General features: G+C 40.5%; 18 protein-coding genes. 1 reads left to right on the forward strand and 17 read right to left on the reverse strand.

Annotated elements, in window-relative coordinates; translation table 11 throughout:
- Positions 1 to 160 precede the first annotated feature (160 nt).
- The 5 genes from JNUCC41_RS25105 to JNUCC41_RS25125 form a co-directional block, all read right to left on the reverse strand.
- Positions 161 to 493: a hypothetical protein gene (locus JNUCC41_RS25105; RefSeq protein ID WP_192205354.1), complete on the reverse strand. Its 333-nt coding sequence runs from the start codon at positions 491 to 493 to the stop codon at positions 161 to 163.
- Between the two features lie 121 nt (positions 494 to 614).
- Positions 615 to 1,952, reverse strand: coding sequence for an APC family permease (locus JNUCC41_RS25110; protein ID WP_192205355.1), 1,338 nt, complete (start codon positions 1,950 to 1,952; stop codon positions 615 to 617).
- Positions 1,953 to 2,336: 384 nt separating this feature from the next.
- Positions 2,337 to 3,389 (reverse strand): NAD(P)H-dependent glycerol-3-phosphate dehydrogenase, encoded by a 1,053-nt coding sequence (locus JNUCC41_RS25115; protein ID WP_192205356.1) that lies wholly within the window; start codon positions 3,387 to 3,389, stop codon positions 2,337 to 2,339.
- A gap of 16 nt (positions 3,390 to 3,405) precedes the next feature.
- The gene (der, locus tag JNUCC41_RS25120) at positions 3,406 to 4,716 is read right to left on the reverse strand and encodes a ribosome biogenesis GTPase Der (protein ID WP_192205357.1); all 1,311 of its coding nucleotides are present in this window, start codon (positions 4,714 to 4,716) and stop codon (positions 3,406 to 3,408) included.
- Positions 4,717 to 5,214: 498 nt separating this feature from the next.
- Positions 5,215 to 5,835 carry a YphA family membrane protein gene (locus tag JNUCC41_RS25125; protein ID WP_192205358.1) on the reverse strand — a complete coding sequence of 207 codons (621 nt, stop codon included), beginning with the start codon at positions 5,833 to 5,835 and terminating at the stop codon, positions 5,215 to 5,217.
- Positions 5,836 to 5,946: 111 nt separating this feature from the next.
- Here JNUCC41_RS25125 and JNUCC41_RS25130 point away from each other — a divergent pair, with 111 nt between their 5' ends.
- A complete protein-coding gene (locus JNUCC41_RS25130; RefSeq protein WP_192205359.1) occupies positions 5,947 to 6,078 on the forward strand; it encodes a YpzI family protein in 132 nt (43 codons plus the stop codon).
- 67 nt (positions 6,079 to 6,145) lie between these two features.
- Here JNUCC41_RS25130 and fni read toward each other — a convergent pair whose 3' ends face one another.
- The 12 genes from fni to JNUCC41_RS25190 form a co-directional block, all read right to left on the reverse strand.
- Entirely contained in the window at positions 6,146 to 7,192 is a 1,047-nt protein-coding gene (gene fni, locus JNUCC41_RS25135) for a type 2 isopentenyl-diphosphate Delta-isomerase (RefSeq protein WP_192205360.1), read from the reverse strand.
- A 19-nt stretch (positions 7,193 to 7,211) separates the two neighbouring features.
- Entirely contained in the window at positions 7,212 to 8,351 is a 1,140-nt protein-coding gene (gene rpsA / locus JNUCC41_RS25140; protein WP_192205361.1) for a 30S ribosomal protein S1, read from the reverse strand.
- A 214-nt stretch (positions 8,352 to 8,565) separates the two neighbouring features.
- Positions 8,566 to 9,147, reverse strand: a complete 582-nt coding sequence (locus tag JNUCC41_RS25145; protein WP_192208331.1) for a lysophospholipid acyltransferase family protein — start codon at positions 9,145 to 9,147, stop codon at positions 8,566 to 8,568.
- Between the two features lie 2 nt (positions 9,148 to 9,149).
- Complete coding sequence (cmk, locus tag JNUCC41_RS25150; protein WP_192205362.1) at positions 9,150 to 9,824, reverse strand: (d)CMP kinase; 675 nt, start codon at positions 9,822 to 9,824, stop codon at positions 9,150 to 9,152.
- Between the two features lie 190 nt (positions 9,825 to 10,014).
- On the reverse strand, positions 10,015 to 10,200 hold the full coding sequence (locus tag JNUCC41_RS25155; protein ID WP_192205363.1) for a YpfB family protein: 186 nt from the start codon (positions 10,198 to 10,200) through the stop codon (positions 10,015 to 10,017).
- Between the two features lie 66 nt (positions 10,201 to 10,266).
- A complete protein-coding gene (locus JNUCC41_RS25160) occupies positions 10,267 to 10,929 on the reverse strand; it encodes a flagellar brake protein (protein WP_192205364.1) in 663 nt (220 codons plus the stop codon).
- A gap of 160 nt (positions 10,930 to 11,089) precedes the next feature.
- Positions 11,090 to 12,445, reverse strand: a complete 1,356-nt coding sequence (ypeB, locus tag JNUCC41_RS25165) for a germination protein YpeB (RefSeq protein ID WP_192205365.1) — start codon at positions 12,443 to 12,445, stop codon at positions 11,090 to 11,092.
- 14 nt (positions 12,446 to 12,459) lie between these two features.
- A complete protein-coding gene (gene sleB, locus JNUCC41_RS25170) occupies positions 12,460 to 13,299 on the reverse strand; it encodes a spore cortex-lytic enzyme (RefSeq protein ID WP_192205366.1) in 840 nt (279 codons plus the stop codon).
- A 125-nt stretch (positions 13,300 to 13,424) separates the two neighbouring features.
- Positions 13,425 to 14,111, reverse strand: coding sequence for a glutamic-type intramembrane protease PrsW (prsW, locus tag JNUCC41_RS25175; protein WP_192205367.1), 687 nt, complete (start codon positions 14,109 to 14,111; stop codon positions 13,425 to 13,427).
- A 97-nt stretch (positions 14,112 to 14,208) separates the two neighbouring features.
- Entirely contained in the window at positions 14,209 to 15,174 is a 966-nt protein-coding gene (locus JNUCC41_RS25180; protein ID WP_192205368.1) for an asparaginase, read from the reverse strand.
- Between the two features lie 27 nt (positions 15,175 to 15,201).
- A complete protein-coding gene (locus JNUCC41_RS25185) occupies positions 15,202 to 16,170 on the reverse strand; it encodes a YpdA family putative bacillithiol disulfide reductase (RefSeq protein WP_192205369.1) in 969 nt (322 codons plus the stop codon).
- Between the two features lie 151 nt (positions 16,171 to 16,321).
- Positions 16,322 to 17,599: a Glu/Leu/Phe/Val family dehydrogenase gene (locus JNUCC41_RS25190; protein WP_192205370.1), complete on the reverse strand. Its 1,278-nt coding sequence runs from the start codon at positions 17,597 to 17,599 to the stop codon at positions 16,322 to 16,324.
- Between the last annotated feature and the right edge of the window lie 209 nt (positions 17,600 to 17,808).

Below are 17,808 nucleotides of genomic sequence, written 5' to 3' on the forward strand. Positions count from 1 at the left end.
CGCGCCTTGGGCGCTTTTTTATAAAGATAGGGAGGCTTCCACCATACCGTCATTACGGTTCCATACCTGTTTGCAAAGTTTTAAAAACACTATAAGAACTTAATGGTCTTTGCTTTCAAAGGTTCTGCTACCGTCACTTCTCCTTGTCCCGTATGAAATATCACAGATGGATGAAACGATGAATATGACCTTGACAAAACGTCGAAATAATCAGTAAATTCAGCGCCGATGCATAATCGGGTACAGAAGTAATGCTGTAAAGAAAATGCGGAACAACAATTAATTGACCCATTCGAATGGATGATTCATTCATCAGTATCGACTTACCTGCAAGAAAACAACCGGAATATGTATAAATAGATTTTTTCGTATACCCATTTACCAAACCTGCCGAAGGAATGATCTTTCCATAACTGCACGCTGTGAAAAGCATCACCATAAAAGCAAGCCAGCAGGCTCCCGGAACCATACCAAGTGACATATTCTTGCTCATAAGTACTAACACAAGTCGCTGACGCCATACGAAAATAGAACAACAGGCATGGGCATTAACGCCTCCTTCATTTTCCCATCAGCTATATAATAACCACCCTTGTTTCATGAATACAATAGCTTCACTGTGCTTTTTCAAAACGGAATAGCGGAGGGGATTCCGTAAACCATTTTGTCCGATACAGAAGATAGCCAATCCCAATTACCGCCCAGACAATCCCTAAAATCAATGAACTCATCTCGAGATTAAGCCAAAGGATGAAGACCGAAGCCGCGCCTAAAATCGGGGAAAGAATAGTTGAAAGAAATCCTTTAATCGTTCTGAAGCTTTTGTTTCTTATTGCGTGGACGATTACGCAAATATTCACGAAGGTAAAAGCGATTAAAGCCCCAAAGTTTATGAGGGAAGTGGCCGTAACCAAATCAAGGAATAAGGCAACCAATGATATGGACCCGACAAAAATGACATTAAAAAATGGCGTGTTATATTTGGGGTGGATAAAACCAAATAGTTTTTTCGGGATCATTTGGTCACGCCCCATGACATATAGCAACCTAGAAACACTAGCATGAGATGCAAGACCGGAGGCAAGTGTACCGCATAAGGTTCCTGCTAGAAAGAAAGCCTGAAATAACTTCCCGCCAACGAAAAGGGCAATTTCCGGAGAAGCTCCTTCAGGATCGCTAAAACGGGAAACATCCGGGAAAAATAACTGTGTAAAGAATGATGCCGTCACAAATAATCCCCCTCCGATAAGGGCAGTCAAAAAGATGGCCCGTGGTACCGTTTTGGATGGATTTGACGTTTCTTCCGATAAAGTAGTGACTGCGTCAAACCCCAAAAATGAAAAGCAAAGGATTGTAGCACCAGAAATGAGCGTCGACATTTCCAAATGTGGCCCGATGAATGGCTGAATCGACAAGACCTCTCCAGCGCCTTCTCCACCCATGACCCCTTTAACCACAAGTGCCACAAAAATAACGATGACCAACATTTGAAAAAATACAAGGAAGCTATTAAAGTTGGCTGCAAGATTGACATTGAATAAGTTAATGAATGTCATTAAAAGGACAAATGCCACCACCCATATCCACGGATATACTTCCGGAAAAAGAGCAGTTAAGTATATTTTTGTTAAAATACCGTTCACCATCGGTAAAAATAAATAATCTAGTAAAGAAGACCACCCGACAAGGAAGCCTAAATGTGGATTAATCGTTTTTTGTGTGTAAGTATAGGATGAACCTGCCTGCGGATAGATTTTCACCATTTTTCCATAACTGGCTGCAGTAAACAACATCGCTGAAAGAGCAATGACATATGCGGTTGGCACATGCCCCCCCGTTTTTTCGGAAACTATGCCGAATGTATCAAAAACAACCATCGGCGTCATATATCCAACACCAAGCAATACGATATGCCATAAATTTAAAGACCTTTTCAGTTTACCTGTTTGCATGTATCATTCCCCTTCCTTTTTTAGCGAGAAAAGTAAACCAACTTTCCTCGCCTCCCTAATAATTTTTGGTCATATTATACTTCGCAATTTTCATACCAAAAAAAATAGTCGATTTTTAACCAAAAACAAGGAAATTTGTAGAATGTTTTATGCAATACTGAATAAACTATTCAAATATTCATAAATTAAATGAAATCCGATGATTTTTTGACCATAAAAAAAGCAGAAGATATTTGGATATCTTCTGCTCATTTGACTAAATCCCCCGTGCCGAGGTCAAATTACTAGTTTACTTTCGTTGCATTGTATGCTGATACACGGCAAGGCGCATCATCAAATGCCTAATTTAATGAAATTCTTTTATGAAAACCAACAAATTGGAGGTTAATCCTGCTGCCTGCTATCCAATATGTTATAAAGTTCTTCCATCTCATTCGTTTTTGAACGATTCATCAAAAGGTCAACAGCCTTTTTCACTTCTTCCCCATTGAATAAAACATCGTACAAGGCTTCTGTGATCGGCATGTTCACTTCGTACTTTTGGGCTAGTTGATAGGCAGCTTTAGTGGTTCTGACACCTTCAACGACCATACCCATGTTTTCCAAAACTTCTTCAAGCTTTTGCCCTTTACCAAGCATATTCCCAGCTCTCCAATTACGGGAATGAACGCTTGTACAAGTGACGATCAAGTCGCCAATCCCAGCTAAACCTGAAAACGTTAGTGGGTTAGCCCCCATGGCCACCCCTAAACGGGATATTTCAGCCAATCCCCGTGTCATTAATGCCGCCTTGGCATTGTCCCCATAGCCTAAACCATCCGTAATGCCGGCAGCCAAAGCAATGATGTTCTTCAATGCCCCTCCGATTTCAACACCAACCATGTCCGGATTTGTATATACACGGAAATTATTATTGATAAAGATGTCCTGAACCCTTTCGGCAGCCTTCATATTCTTTGAAGAAACGGCAACTGTTGTCGGGTGACGGAGACTTACTTCTTCAGCATGGCTCGGTCCTGAAAGAACCACTATATCCTTAAGCCATTCAGACGAAGAGACTTCTTCGATCATTTCCGATATACGAAGCAGTGAATCAGGTTCAATTCCCTTACTCACATGAACGATTGTCAATGGTTTATCATGAACCTCTTCAATCTGACCAAGCACTTCCCTGTAGGCTTTGGTCGGAACTGCCAAAATAATTATTTCAATCCCGGCCAGCGCTTCCTTAAGGGAAGAATAACCTTTAATCCCCATAGGCAATTCAATCCCAGGCAAGTATTTTTCATTCGTATGATTTTGATTTATTTCATTGATTTGTTTCTGATTATGTCCCCACAATCTCACTTCATGCTGGTTATCGGCGATTACGAGCGCTAAAGCAGTTCCCCAGCTCCCAGCTCCAATCACTGCGATACTTTCTTTATCTTTCACCATGATATAACCACCTTTACTATTTTCTCTGGCGTCCAAAAATTCGTATTGGTGTTCCTTCAAAACCAAAGGCATCCCTAATTCGATTTTCTAAAAATCTCTCATATGAGAAATGCAATAACTCAGGATCGTTAACGAATACAACGAAAGTTGGCGGCTTGATTGCTACCTGAGTCGTATAATAAATTTTCAAACGGTTGCCATTATGAGTCGGTGTCGGATTCATCGCAACCGCATCCATGACCACTTCATTCAAGACATTTGTCTGAACCCGGATAGCATGATTCTCACTAGCCTGATCAATGACCGGTATTAAGGTATGTGTCCGTTTTTTCGTTAAGGCAGAAAGATAAATGATTGGCGCATAATCCAAGAATAGGAAATGGGCACGGATCTTTTCTTCAAAATCCTTCATCGTTTTTTCATCTTTCTCGATGGCATCCCACTTATTGACAACGATGATGACAGCCCTACCCGCTTCATGGGCATATCCGGCAATTTTTTTATCCTGCTCACGAATACCTTCTTCTGCGTTCAGGACCACAAGAACAACGTCTGAACGCTCAATTGCCCTTAATGCACGAAGTACGCTATATTTTTCCGTACTTTCATACACTTTACCTTTTTTCCGCATCCCTGCTGTATCAATAATGACATATTCTTTGCCATTATATTTATAAGGAGAGTCAATCGCGTCGCGAGTCGTACCTTCAATATCACTTACAATGACACGTTCTTCACCTAACAATGCATTGACCAGAGATGACTTACCTACGTTCGGTCTTCCAATCAAACTGAATTTAATGACATCATCAGCATAATCCTGGCCGCTGAAATTAGGGAAATGTTTGGCCGCTTCATCCAGAAGGTCACCAAGACCAAGTCCATGAGACCCGGAGATTGGGAATGGATCCCCAAAACCTAACGCATAGAAATCATAAATTTGATCTTTCATTTCTGGGTTATCAACTTTATTTACTGCAAGGACAACTGGCTTTCTCGATTTATAGAGTATCTTAGCTACTTCTTCATCAGCAGCCGTTACCCCTTCACGACCATTCGTCATAAAAATTATCACATCAGCTTCGTCAATGGCAATTTCAGCCTGCTGGCGAATTTGTTCCAGGAACGGCTCGTCACCGATATCAATTCCACCTGTATCAATTATGTTAAAATCATGTGTCAACCATTCACCAGAACTATAAATCCTGTCCCGGGTTACTCCAGGAACGTCTTCGACAATCGAAACCCGTTCTCCAACTATTCTATTAAAGATTGTCGATTTTCCCACGTTCGGACGACCGACTATCGCAATTACCGGTTTTGGCATTGCTATTCACCCTTTCTGCTACTATATCTCTGTCAAAGTCACGAAATTCATGAATGCATTTATAACGGTTGCTTTGCATTATTGATTTTCATCATTTCCTTTTAAAGGAAAAGGCTGTATCCATCATCATTTAAAGGAATCTTTCATCAGTAAGAAAATCCTAACTGATGTTCAGTTCAACTCATCAAGTATTCACGGGCAGTTTGTCCACTTGACGCCCCGGTTCCTAATGTGACGTGAAGCAGAACCCCTACATGCACAAACTTGATTATAAACAGCCCAAAAAAATGAAGAAAGCTTCGACATACGGCTTCCTCTTAAATTGTTTAGAGCATTTTACGATTTATCTACAGACCTCTAACTATCCTATAGTAACAAATTTCTCGCGAATCAACAATGATTGTATGAATAAAAGCCTTCTAATTCCAATTGGTTCCAATTATACTTCTACCTTTTGATAAAGCGGTTAATACCCCATATCATTTTTCACCATACTCTTCATTGATTAAAATTCTCTTTTCCTTGTTTCGATAAAAATTTCGATTGGGATATTAAATAAATGTATTGGCCAACCATTTCCAACATTCTCCACAATATGTTTGTGCCCAATACCAGAACTGCATTATCATGCCATGCGTAAGCAAGGGCCACATAAGGTAAAGAGTGGTAAGCAAGTAATCCAGAATATATGATATCTCCCATCATCATCCCCATTAAAAGGACGAACAATCGATGTTTCCAATTTTTAAAAAGTAATAGGATAAGATAATTCAGGAAAATACACAAAAGATAAGAGGGCTTCATGATTAGCCATATCGGATCAAGTAAAGAAAATAGTTGAAAGCTGGCATAAGCGAGAGTGATAATAAGACTTCCGCTGATCAGTTCCATCATCTTGATGATTGATTTCTTCCTAATATATACACACAGTATAAAGAAAAGGTATGGACCGCTCAAATGAACGGAAACCAATGGAGTCTCCAATTTATAGCCCGCTAATACCATAACGGCTAATAGATGAAAAAGAAAATCAAAACGAAAGGGAACCGTTTTCGGAATAAAAAACATGACAATGACCCAAACTATCCATGAAATCCAATAAAATATAATTCCATCCATGCAGTGTCCCCCTTTTAGGAACATTATGGCTGGTTTATTCAAAGTATAAACATAAAGCACGGCATTTAATGAGGAAAAACTTCCCCTTATCAATTAAAAGGAGGTGTGAACATGGGAAAAGATCGGCAAGAGAAGAAATTGAAAGAGAGTAAACGCGTGGAGTCTGACAGGGACCAATCACTGGGTCATAAAGGGGCAACAAGGATGGAAGGACCTGAAGAGGCACGAAAAAGGAATAGTTAAGTCTATCCCTAAACAAAAAGAAGCATCTCAATTTCGTTTCAATTGAGATGCTTCCTTTTTTGGTCATTCATTTAGCATATGCTGAACAATCAATGCCTCTTTGAGATAACCAATGATAGGTATTTCCTTTGATGACTAATTTCGATTTCCTTAGTTCTGGGATATTACCGCACCCGAGTGCAGTCATGATGACCTTCAAATCTTCATGTATGTAATGTATTTCTTTAATCAATTGTTCCAAGCCCAACTCTTTATAGATTTTGAGGAAATGTCCGGCCAACCCGACTCCTTTTGCTCCTAATGCCAGGCTTTTTGTAATTTCCAAAGGGCTTTGAATGCCACCAGACCCAATGACTGAAAGCTGTGGTGAAACATTAACGGCTTCGACAATCGAAGCGGCTGTCGGTATGCCCCATTCATTAAAATATCCGAGTATTTTTGCTCGTCTTTCATTCTCGATTTTAGCAAAATTCGTTCCGCCAAACCCGCCTACATCAATGATCGAAACACCCACGGAATGTAATTGCCGCGCCGTTTCCATACTCATCCCAAATCCAACCTCTTTTACGATGACAGGAATTCCGATCGTACTGTTGATTTTTTCTATTCTCGAAAGGGTACCCGCAAAATCCCTGTCTCCTTCAGGCATCGTCAATTCTTGAATGACGTTAATATGAATCTGAAGGGCATTGGCCCCGATCATTTCGCTTGCCCGCTTAGCCTGTTCGACTGTTGCTTCACCACCGAGATTACCAATCAACACACCATCAGGATTTTCCTTCCTTACAACTTTAAAAGAAGCTTGCTGGGCGGAATCCTTGATGGCTGCCATTTGCGATCCTACCGCCATGGCGATTCCTGTTTCCCGTGCTGCAATGGCTAGGTCACCATTCAATTTTTCGGTTTCAGGGCCTCCGCCTCCGGTCATGGCATTTATAAAAATTGGCGAACTTAATTCAAGTTCGCCAACTTCTGCTGTGAGGTTCACATTATTCAAGGAAATACCTGGTAAGCTTTGGTGAATAAACGAAATATCTTCTAGCCCGGTTTTATGTTGCTGTCCTGTCTTTAGCGCAAATTCTATATGATCTAATTTTCGTTGTTTTCTCTCCAAGGCTATCACCATTATTATTTTATTTTAGTTTTTTCAATTGATCACCGATCATTTCACCTAGCTGAAAGCCCTTCGATTCCTCTGGGAGCTCATAATCTGATGTGTTGTAATTGGACTGAGGTTCTTCAAGTTCCTTAATGCTCAATGATAGACGTTGATCCGTTTCATTGACTTCCAGCACTTTCACTTTGACAGACTGGCCTTCTTTAAGTACTTCCTGCGGGGTGGCAATATGCTTGTGCGATATCTGTGAAATATGGACAAGTCCTTCTACCCCTGGAAAAATCTCCACGAATGCACCGAAAGAAACAAGGCGTTTCACGGTACCTTCCAGTGTAGAGCCTTTGGCCGCTTTATCTGCAATTCCTGCCCAAGGTCCCGGAAGGGTATCCTTAATGGAAAGTGAAATCCTTTCATTATCACGATCGATGGATAGCACTTTCACCTGTACCTTATCCCCTTCGGAAACGACATCGGATGCCTTGTCGACATGCTGATGGGAAAGCTGGGAAATGTGGACAAGGCCGTCTACGCCCCCAATATCCACGAATGCACCAAAATCGGTAATCCTTTGGACCAAGCCCTCAAGCACTTGCCCGCTTTCAATCTTATCCAAAACGTTTGCTTTTTGCTTTTCCTTTTGGTCTTGGACCACTGCCCGATGTGAGAGGATTAAGCGATTCTTGTCTTTCTCAAGCTCAACGATCTTGAATGTTAAAGTTTTGTTTTTGTAATCAGAAAAGTCTTCAACGAAATAGTCTTCTACTAGAGAAGCTGGAACAAAACCACGTACGCCTAGATCTACAACGAGCCCGCCTTTGACGACATCTTTAACTTCTGCCTCAAATACGTCTCCATTTTCAAATTTCAATTCCAGGTCATCCCATGCTTTAAGAGCATCAATTTTACGTTTTGATAGAATGAGAGCTTCTTCTTCGACTTTAATGACTTCCAACTCCAACGCATCACCTTCCGAAACGGCATCTGACGCCTTTTCGACATGCAGGCTTGAAAGCTCACTGATGGGTATGATTCCATCCGTCTTGCTGTTTTCCACATCGACCATGACCTGTTTTTCTTCTACCTTTGAAACGGTTGCCCTAACTTGATCCCCAACTTTGTAATTGTTCACTTCTACCTGGTTCATATCTTCTGTCATTACTAACTCCTCCTTAACCCATGACTGATCAGCAAATTTCCTCTTCATCGGCCACATATTTTATTTAAAGTGGTTCAATAAAAACACTTTCCTAATAAAGATAAAAACAGTTTTTTTAGAGTAATAAAGTTATATTCCTTTTCATCTGAAATAAGGAACAATACCCTTATTTTATAAATTCTAACAAAATCAGAAAATTGTCAAGTATGAAGGACTATTTATGCTCGGAAATCAATTTCCGAATATGGTCCATGATGATTTTTGTAGCTTCATCAGCTGATATTTTCTGTTCGCGATATTCGGTAAAATTTATTGGAGGACCGTAAACGACTTTCAACGGACGCAAAAATTTATAAGGGCCGATGATTGCACACGGTATGATAACGGCATCAGAACGCAACGCGAAAAATCCAGCCCCCGCCAAACCTTCTCCCAATTCACCAGTTTTGCTTCTGGTTCCCTCTGGAAACAGACCAATTGCCTTGCCTTCCTTCAAAAGCTTCAAACCTTTTCTAAGGGATTCCCGATCGCTATTGCCCCGCTTCACGGGAAATGCATTTACTCTTGGTAATATACCCTTTAAAATAGGTGCTTGAAACAACTCTTCTTTCGCCATGAAATGGATATCCCTTGGAGATGTCATGCCAACTATGGGCGGATCCAGATTATCAATGTGATTGGCACAGATCAATACTCCGCCCTCTTTAGGGAAATGTTCCTTTCCGAGCGCTTTAACCCTAAACGAAGGCATTAAAATGCCTTTTACTACGTTCTTGGCAAATGTGTAAAAATCCAATGTCATCTTTTCCTCTCTTCTATTAAAGACATGATTCTTTCTGCAACTTCCTGAATCGATAATGAAGTCGTATCGATTTCGATAGCATCCGCCGCCTTTTTCAGTGGCGATACTTCGCGTTCGGAGTCCAGTTTGTCCCTTGTTGCGATTTCTTCCCTTAATTTTTCGATATCTGACGGAAAACCTTTCGATATATTTTCCTGATGCCTCCTCTGTGCCCTTTCATCCACAGAAGCGATTAGAAATACCTTTACTTCGGCGTTCGGCAAAACATGCGTACCGATGTCCCTGCCATCCATGACGACACCGCCATTTTCACCAAAGGTTTGCTGCCTGCGAACCAATTCTTCCCGGATGCTCCGGTGCTTCGCCACTTCCGAAACGGAACCGGTCACTTCATTGTTCCTGATTTGGGCTGTCACGTCCTCATTATCCAAGAACACCAGCTGTCCGTTTTCACTAGGTCTTAATTCGATTTCAGTATTGATGAGAACTTTTGATAATGCTTGTTCATCATCAAGAAGAATCTTTTGATTAAGGGCCTTATAGGTAAGGGCCCTGTACATTGCTCCTGTATCCACATATATGTAATTGAACTTTTCTGCGACAATTTTAGCAACCGTGCTTTTTCCAGCAGCAGCTGGTCCATCGATTGCGACTGATAATTTTTTTTCCATAAATCCTCCCAAGAATCCTACAATCATGCTGATTATTTAGTACCCTTTCATTTTATCACAACTAACGGGAAAATCATTAATAAAAGGGATGTGCACTTTCAAAATAAACTTTGTTCTTTTTTGATCGCTACAGCCATCAACGTTATCCTTTACCTGTAAATCTTCATACAAAAAAAGCGGATCACCGCTTTTACTTTTGGGTCCCATTGAATGTTTCAATGATTTTCGTATAATTATTGCTGGTGACACCTTCATACCTTGAGAGCTTGGTCAAATCAAAGATTTGATCCTCCCTGCTCAAAAGGAACTGGAAAACAAATAAGCAGGCCAATTGGATGATGATCACTTTAATTAATAGTCTTTCAAATGTTTTCATAAGCCGCACCCTCCATCCGTTTATATTAGCAGTATGGATGGAATCGCTGTTTTTCATTCAATCATGTTAAACATACAAGCCTTTTTTCTTTAAATCCACCTGCTTTTCAAATATAAATCTCATTAATGTCTGTACATCCTTTTTTGCAGGTTCAAGAAATTGGACGTGCAGCAGCATATTTCCATGCTTTTTCTCCGTTACGCGAATGACTTTGCTTTTCAGCCTTAAATAATGAATCTCACCTGATTTTAACGTAAGCGCCACCCACAGGTATAATTGCGAAACCGATTGAATATCAGTGCCTTTTAAAAGCCTTATCGAAGCTCCGCCCGCACTGATATCCTCAGTTAATGCGCGAAAAGGGGTAAACTCGGAATGTTCTGGATGAATGGCTGTATCCAAGGTTACATCCAGGCGCACGTATTGCCTCCGTTGGATTTTCACAAACGTTCCTGATTCGGGCAGCAATAGCTGCATCATGGGTATTCTCCCTTTCACTTTTCCAAGCACTTCTGAATCGAATACATAAACTGCCTGCTCTTCATTGGTAAATGTGACGTTGAACTGTGTCCCATCCATGAGAAATGCAATTTTTCCAGTCCCTATATTGATGGGAAAGTCGGTATAGACATAACCCGGTCCCATTTCGACAACCATACAATTGAACTTTTCTTTCTGTTGAGAGTATTTCGGTTCAAGCATTAATATATCCCCAATTTTAACCATCATCATCCACGTCCTTTTTGATCGGAAGGAAACTGCATAATATTACCTATTATTTTTCCAAATAATCCAACATTCATTTAATTTATTATGTCATGAAATAAGAAAAAGGGAAAGTGACTAAGCACATTCCCCTACAACCAATGATTCATGACAATAGTTTAAATTATATTATATTCTCGTATACCGGTTCGGAATTCTTTAATTTTTCCACCTTTTCTTCTTGACCGGTATCTGCATTAATGAAAATACGGTAGGTATCATCTTTGATCGTACCGAGAAATTCATAACAAAGAACTTCTTCACCAATATCATTGATGATTAACGCCTTTCCTTCGTCCATTATTTTTACATTATTGTTGATTTTGTCTTTAGCTTCTTTCTCGGATATATTCGGATTCCCTATTTCCCTGGTTTTATGTGATTTTAAATACTCGTCGGCTGAAAACCCTATAACGGATCCATCATCCAATGCAATTTTGACCTTGACTGAATCTGGGTAAATCTTGACACCATTTTCTGATGTTACGAAATTCAATAATGCGATATTATCGTATTGAGCACTTTCAAATAATTCAAGTGAACTGAAATCATGTTCCTTTAAAAATTCTTCGGCTTTTGTATAGGCTTGATTCAAATCAATATTTGTTTTGTTCACGTCCCTATTATTGATATACCAAATGGGGTAGCCGCCTTTTTTTGTCAAATCCATATTCAATTCGGTATCGGAATCTTTATCGAGGATGCTCACACTATAAAATCCAAAATCGGAACCTTTTCCGTTCTCTTCCACATTCACCTTCAAATTCTTGCTTTTTGAGTGTGCATAGTTTTTTGCCGTGGCAATTGCTTCTTCTTTTGTAATCGTTTTACCTTGCAAATTTTTGAAATTTTCATCCCTCTGTTGTGCAGAAGTAAAGGTCGGATTCATCTCATTCGTTTCCCCGTACCCAGATACTTTTTTCTCTACAGTCTTTAATCCATCGATGATCGTGTTATCAGAATTTTCTTTCCCTGATGCAAGAGCCATTTCGACATCCATCCATCTTAAATTGTTTTTAAGGACTAGATACTGCACTTTTCTTAACTCGCCCTGGATATCCCCTGCCTGTGTGTACAATGATTGGAGAGTCGCATATTCCTTATCATTCAATGGTTCTTTTTCAAGGTCACGTACCGCTGTTTTATAACTGAAGTCCGCAATTTTGGATAAAAATTCCTCTGTCTTATTAAAAGGAAGCAAAGTCAATGGCAACTGCCCGACATCACTTTGGGCTTCTGAAGTGATACGCCAAACATCTGTTAAAGCCGGACTTAATGAATAACGTGAATTCATTGCCAAAGTACTGCCGACCTTATCATGCAATATATCCACTTGATAGCTTAAATCATGAAAGGCTCGCTGATACGTATTTTCCGCGTTGATTAATACTGCATTTTTTTCCTTATGCTCTTGATAGCCCCAGAATGCAGTTCCCGCAACAACTACAACAAGCAGGGCAATCACTATATTCCTGATCATTTTCCTTCACCTCTTTACTTACAAAAGATATGTTTTCCGATTCTTTTAATTTGTTGCCTTGACCAGATCCATTTGCTTGTTGCTGTATCGGGATTAAAGTAATATTCTGCATTACCGCTTGGATCCCACCCGTTGATGGCGTCCACCACGGCTTCTTTCGCCCTCTCGTTCGGTGTCAGCCAAATCTGCCCATCCGCAACAGCCGTAAAGGCCCCAGGTTCAAAAATCACTCCCGAAATGGTATTAGGAAAGGCAGCACTTTCCACCCTATTCAGAATTACTGCTGCAACAGCAACCTGACCAGTATATGGCTCCCCTCGTGCCTCTCCATAAACGGCATTGGCCATCAGCTGAATATCGTTTTGAGAATATCCTCCTGGAAGATTGGCTGATGTCGTAGTTTTGGAAGGGGCCTTACCGGTAGCGGCCCCTCCGGAAGTAGATTTATTTCCTTTCGCTTTTACCTGTTTTTCAATGGGGACTCCCCCATAATAGGTGAACTCGTTCCCTTTATTGATCTGTTCGTGAACAAATTGTTTATTGAAATTAGACGCATTCGTCAACTTCTGTTTTGTTGTTGTACCCGCCAAACCATCGATTGGAAGCCCGAAATCTTGTTGAAAGTTTCGAAGTGCCCAATAAGTGCCCCATCCATAGGCTCCATCAATCTTTCCTTTATAGTAACCGATGTTTTGCAGGCGTGCCTGCAGCTCAATTACATCATCTCCAACCGCACCCTTTTGAATGACTTGGCCCGAAAAGGCATTTGTTCTTGTTTCCGGGTAAATTACGAAACAAATAGTTATACACGAAAACAGCAAAAGCCATTTCCATTTTGACGAAATTCCTTTCATCAAAAACACTCCTCTTTTTCTTGAATTAATGTAATTCTATTTTCTTCTTTACCGGTCTTTTTATTCCCAACATAAAAAAAACGGAGCGGGCAAAATATGCCAGCACTCCGTTTTGATAGTATTCGTCATTTGCTAAGGTAATGATTTTGTGAAAGTTTTTTTGCGTGAAAGTCAGACAACAAACGTGCTTTCTTTACTTTTTTCATGCCTAACCACCATAGATAAATCATGAATGGCATAATAAAGTACACCCAAAATTTTTGGGAGACTAAAATATAATCGTAAACCCCATGTAACGAAATCGGTATGATCAATGCCAATAATAAATAGACCCTATTATTCGAAGCCGAAAATTTTGCCTTGCCCAAATAATATCCCATGATCACACCGAACAAAGCATGACTGGATACAGGTAGTACCGCCCTGAGAAAAGCGTGTTCCACCCCGTTGGCCAACAGGTACAAAATATTCTCCATTGTGGCGAATCCAAGGGAGACTGCAGCTCCGTAAACAATCCCATCATATGGCTCATCGAATGCCACATGCTGATAAATAACATAAATGAGTATGAACCACTTGAAGAATTCCTCAAGCAGTGCAGCCCATAAAAAAGCATTTGCTAAATCAGTATCCAGTATGTGTTCGGTTTCGAGCACATACTGTATGAACATAATCGGCAATACAAGAAATACACCGAATAAAAATGTTTTGACCACAACCGATATCGGTTCGGTTTCATATTGATCTTTCAAATAGAAATAGCTCAGTAGCGCCAATCCTGGCGCAATAGCCGCTGACAACATGACCAGCATTAGCTGACCCTCTTTTCATCTTCTTTTCCTTAATCGTACCATGGAATGAAGAAAAACTGAATCCAAGAATCAAGTCTTCCAAATTTTATTTATTCCTTCAGTACTTAAAGAAGGTCTCATCTATATCGTTCTCGCTTGCCAGCATGACAGCTAACTTGATTCGAGCCTTCTTGCTGTCATAATCAGCACCTAATATCACACCGCGTTGTTTTAAATCAAATGCGCTGCCTTCATAATCATAAGCGGGGTAAACTTTTCCTTCTTCTGCACTTGTAGTCATGATGATCGTAATTCCTTTATCGATTGCAGCTTGTATGGAAGTAACCATTACAGGGGTAACTTGTCCCCTTCCTACACCCTCGAGCACAATTCCTTTCGCACCGTTTGCAACCGCAGCATCAATAAAGAGGCCATCAGCGCCTGTATGGCACTTGATGATATCGACCCTTGGGATAAGATTCTGAATATCATAACTCTCCCTATGCAAAGGTTTTTGATAGATGCTTACGACATCATTGTCAATTATCCCCAAATACCCATAACCAAAAGATTCGAACCCCTGCAAATTGGAGGCATGAACTTTTTTGACATACTTTGCAGAATAGATCCGCTCATTAAAAACGACCACGACACCAACATCCCTAATAAGATCACTCGCAGCGCATAAAATCGAATTCCTTAGATTGGAATATACATCTGTGCCCACCTCTTGAGGAGATCGTTGGGAGCCGGTTAATACGATAGGTCGTTGATCCTTACTCGTGACATCAAGGAAATAAGCCGTTTCCTCAAGTGTATCCGTACCGTGGGTCACGACGATTCCCGTAACATCCGGATCCTCCAATTCCTTTTGAATGGCTGATTTAAGCTGTAGCATTTTCTCAAAGGACATGGACATGCTTGAAATTTGGAAAAGATCAACCACTTTAACCTCAATATCTTTGGGCAATTCGCAAAGTGCTGCCAACTCATGGCCAGTCAATGCACCAGAGGCTAACATACCATTCACAGTTTCTTTACTGGCAATAGTCCCACCAGTGGTTATTAATGATATTTTTTCCATACGGTCACTGCTCCTCATTTAAATAATTCACTTTTCTTTAACAGCCAAATGATAGGCAATCAATCCACCATGAAACCTGCCGTTCTCGATGAAGATTTCGTTCGCATTATTTCCGGCTGCCAGAACCCCTGCAATATAAAGACCCTTAACGTTCGTCTCCATCGTTTCCTCGTTGTATGCCGGCCTTCCAGTCTCCTTATCAATAGTAATGCCCATTGATGCTAAAAAGGAATGGTCAGGATGGTAACCAGTCATTGCAAATACAAAATCATTTTTAATGACTTTTTCCTCATCCCCCACATGATAGATGACGCTGTCTTCCGTTATCCTGTCAACATTTGCATTAAATTCCATCTTGATGGTTCCATTGCGGACTAATGATTCAAATTCAGGAAGAATCCAAGGTTTGATACTTGGAGAGTAATCCGAGCCTCTATAAAGGACTGAAACCCTTGCACCTGATTTGACCAATTCCAGAGCTGCATCCACACTTGAGTTTTTGCCCCCGATGACTGCAACATCACAATTGAAGTAGGGATGGCCCTCCTTGAAGTAATGAAACACTTTAGGGAGCTGTTCACCCGGTATGCACATATAATTAGGATGATCATAGTAACCGGTCGATATGATCACATGCAAAGCTGTATACTCCCCTTTGGATGTCTTGACTAAAAACTTCCCATCTTCTCGTTTCTCCACCTTTTCCACTTTTTCGAATTTATTGACCCGCAATTCCTTCCTTCTGACTACCTCCCTATAATAGGCTAGCGCCTGATTGCGGACCGGTTTACGGTTTTCGATTATAAAAGCAATATCACCAATCTCAAGTTTTTCACTCGAACTGAAAAATGTTTGATGTGTCGGATAACGGTAAATGGAATCAACCACATTGCCTTTTTCAATGACCAAGGACTGTATTCCCACTTCTTTAAGAGCGATCGCAGCAGCCAATCCGCAAGGGCCCCCACCTATGATAATGACTTCTTCAACATTCATCTTTATTCCACTGCCTTTCCATGCACTATGTAATTCGTTCGTCTAAAAATAAAAACTCCTATCAATACATGATAGGAGTTTTTACAAATCATTTCAATGATAATGCAATGAACATGATTTTAACTATAAATCAATACTTGATTTGAATCTTTTAGATCCAACCACGGAAGCGAGAAGCTTCAGCCATTTTTCTTACGCCAATCATATAAGCTGCTAGACGCATATCAACACGTCTTGATTGTGCAAGTTCATAAATGTTATTAAAAGATTTTACAAGGATTTTTTCCAGCTTTTCGTCAACTTCTTCTTCAGACCAGTAATACCCTTGATTATTTTGTACCCATTCGAAGTAAGAAACCGTTACACCGCCAGCAGAAGCAAGGACATCAGGAACAAGTAGGATTCCGCGATCCGTTAGGATTTGTGTCGCTTCAATCGTTGTAGGTCCGTTAGCTGCTTCGACAACGATCGATGCTTTGATATCAGCAGCATTTTCTTCAGTGATTTGGTTTTCAATTGCAGCCGGAACTAAAATATCACATTCCAATTCAAGCAGTTCTTTATTTGAAATTGTGGTTTTAAACAATTTCGTTACAGTTCCGAAACTATCTCTCCGATCGAGAAGATAATCGATATCCAATCCTTCAGGATCATGAAGAGCACCATATGCATCAGAAATCCCAATAACTTTAGCACCTGCGTCATGCATGAATTTAGCTAAGAAACTACCTGCGTTACCAAAACCTTGAATGACTACCCGTGCACCTTTAATATCGATGCCGCGCTTCTTGGCAGCTTCATTGATACAAATCGTCACACCCTTGGCAGTGGCTGATTCACGGCCATGAGAACCACCAAGCACTAGCGGTTTACCCGTAATGAATCCTGGCGAGTTGAATTCATCCATACGGCTGTATTCATCCATCATCCAAGCCATGATTTGGGAATTCGTAAATACATCAGGTGCCGGGATATCTTTAGTCGGCCCCACGATTTGGCTAATTGCGCGAACATAGCCCCGGCTCAGCCTTTCAAGTTCACGGAATGACATATTACGGGGATCACAAACGATACCGCCTTTACCTCCGCCGTATGGCAAATCAACGATACCGCATTTCAAGCTCATCCAAATGGATAATGCCTTCACTTCACGTTCCGTTACATTCGGGTGAAAACGGATACCACCTTTTGTAGGCCCAACAGCATCATTATGCTGTGCACGGTAACCCGTGAAAATTTTAACCGAGCCATCATCCATGCGGACCGGTATCTTCACCGTTAATAAACGCAATGGTTCCTTCAACAGCTCAAAAACTTCTTCCGGGTAACCCAGCTTATCCAAAGCTTTATGTATTACAGTTTGGGTAGACCTCAATACGTCGTGTTTTTCTTCTTCATTTACATGGCTATTGCCTTTTGCCGATTCCATTGAAAGTACCTCCTAGAAAATCTCCATATATAAAATTATAATGTACAAATAGTCCTCTTCATGTGCTAGTATACACCTTCGTTACATTAATGCAAGAGTAAAAATGGGAATTTAAAAGTTGGAAATATTCTAAAAATGAAAACGTTATCATATCAACTGTTTTCTCACTCTTTTAGCGTATATTTTCTTCGGCGGAAAGTTGACAAAAA

Origin of the sequence: Brevibacillus sp. JNUCC-41 (assembly GCF_014844095.1) — a bacterium.
GTDB lineage: Bacteria > Bacillota > Bacilli > Bacillales > DSM-1321 > Peribacillus > Peribacillus aracenensis.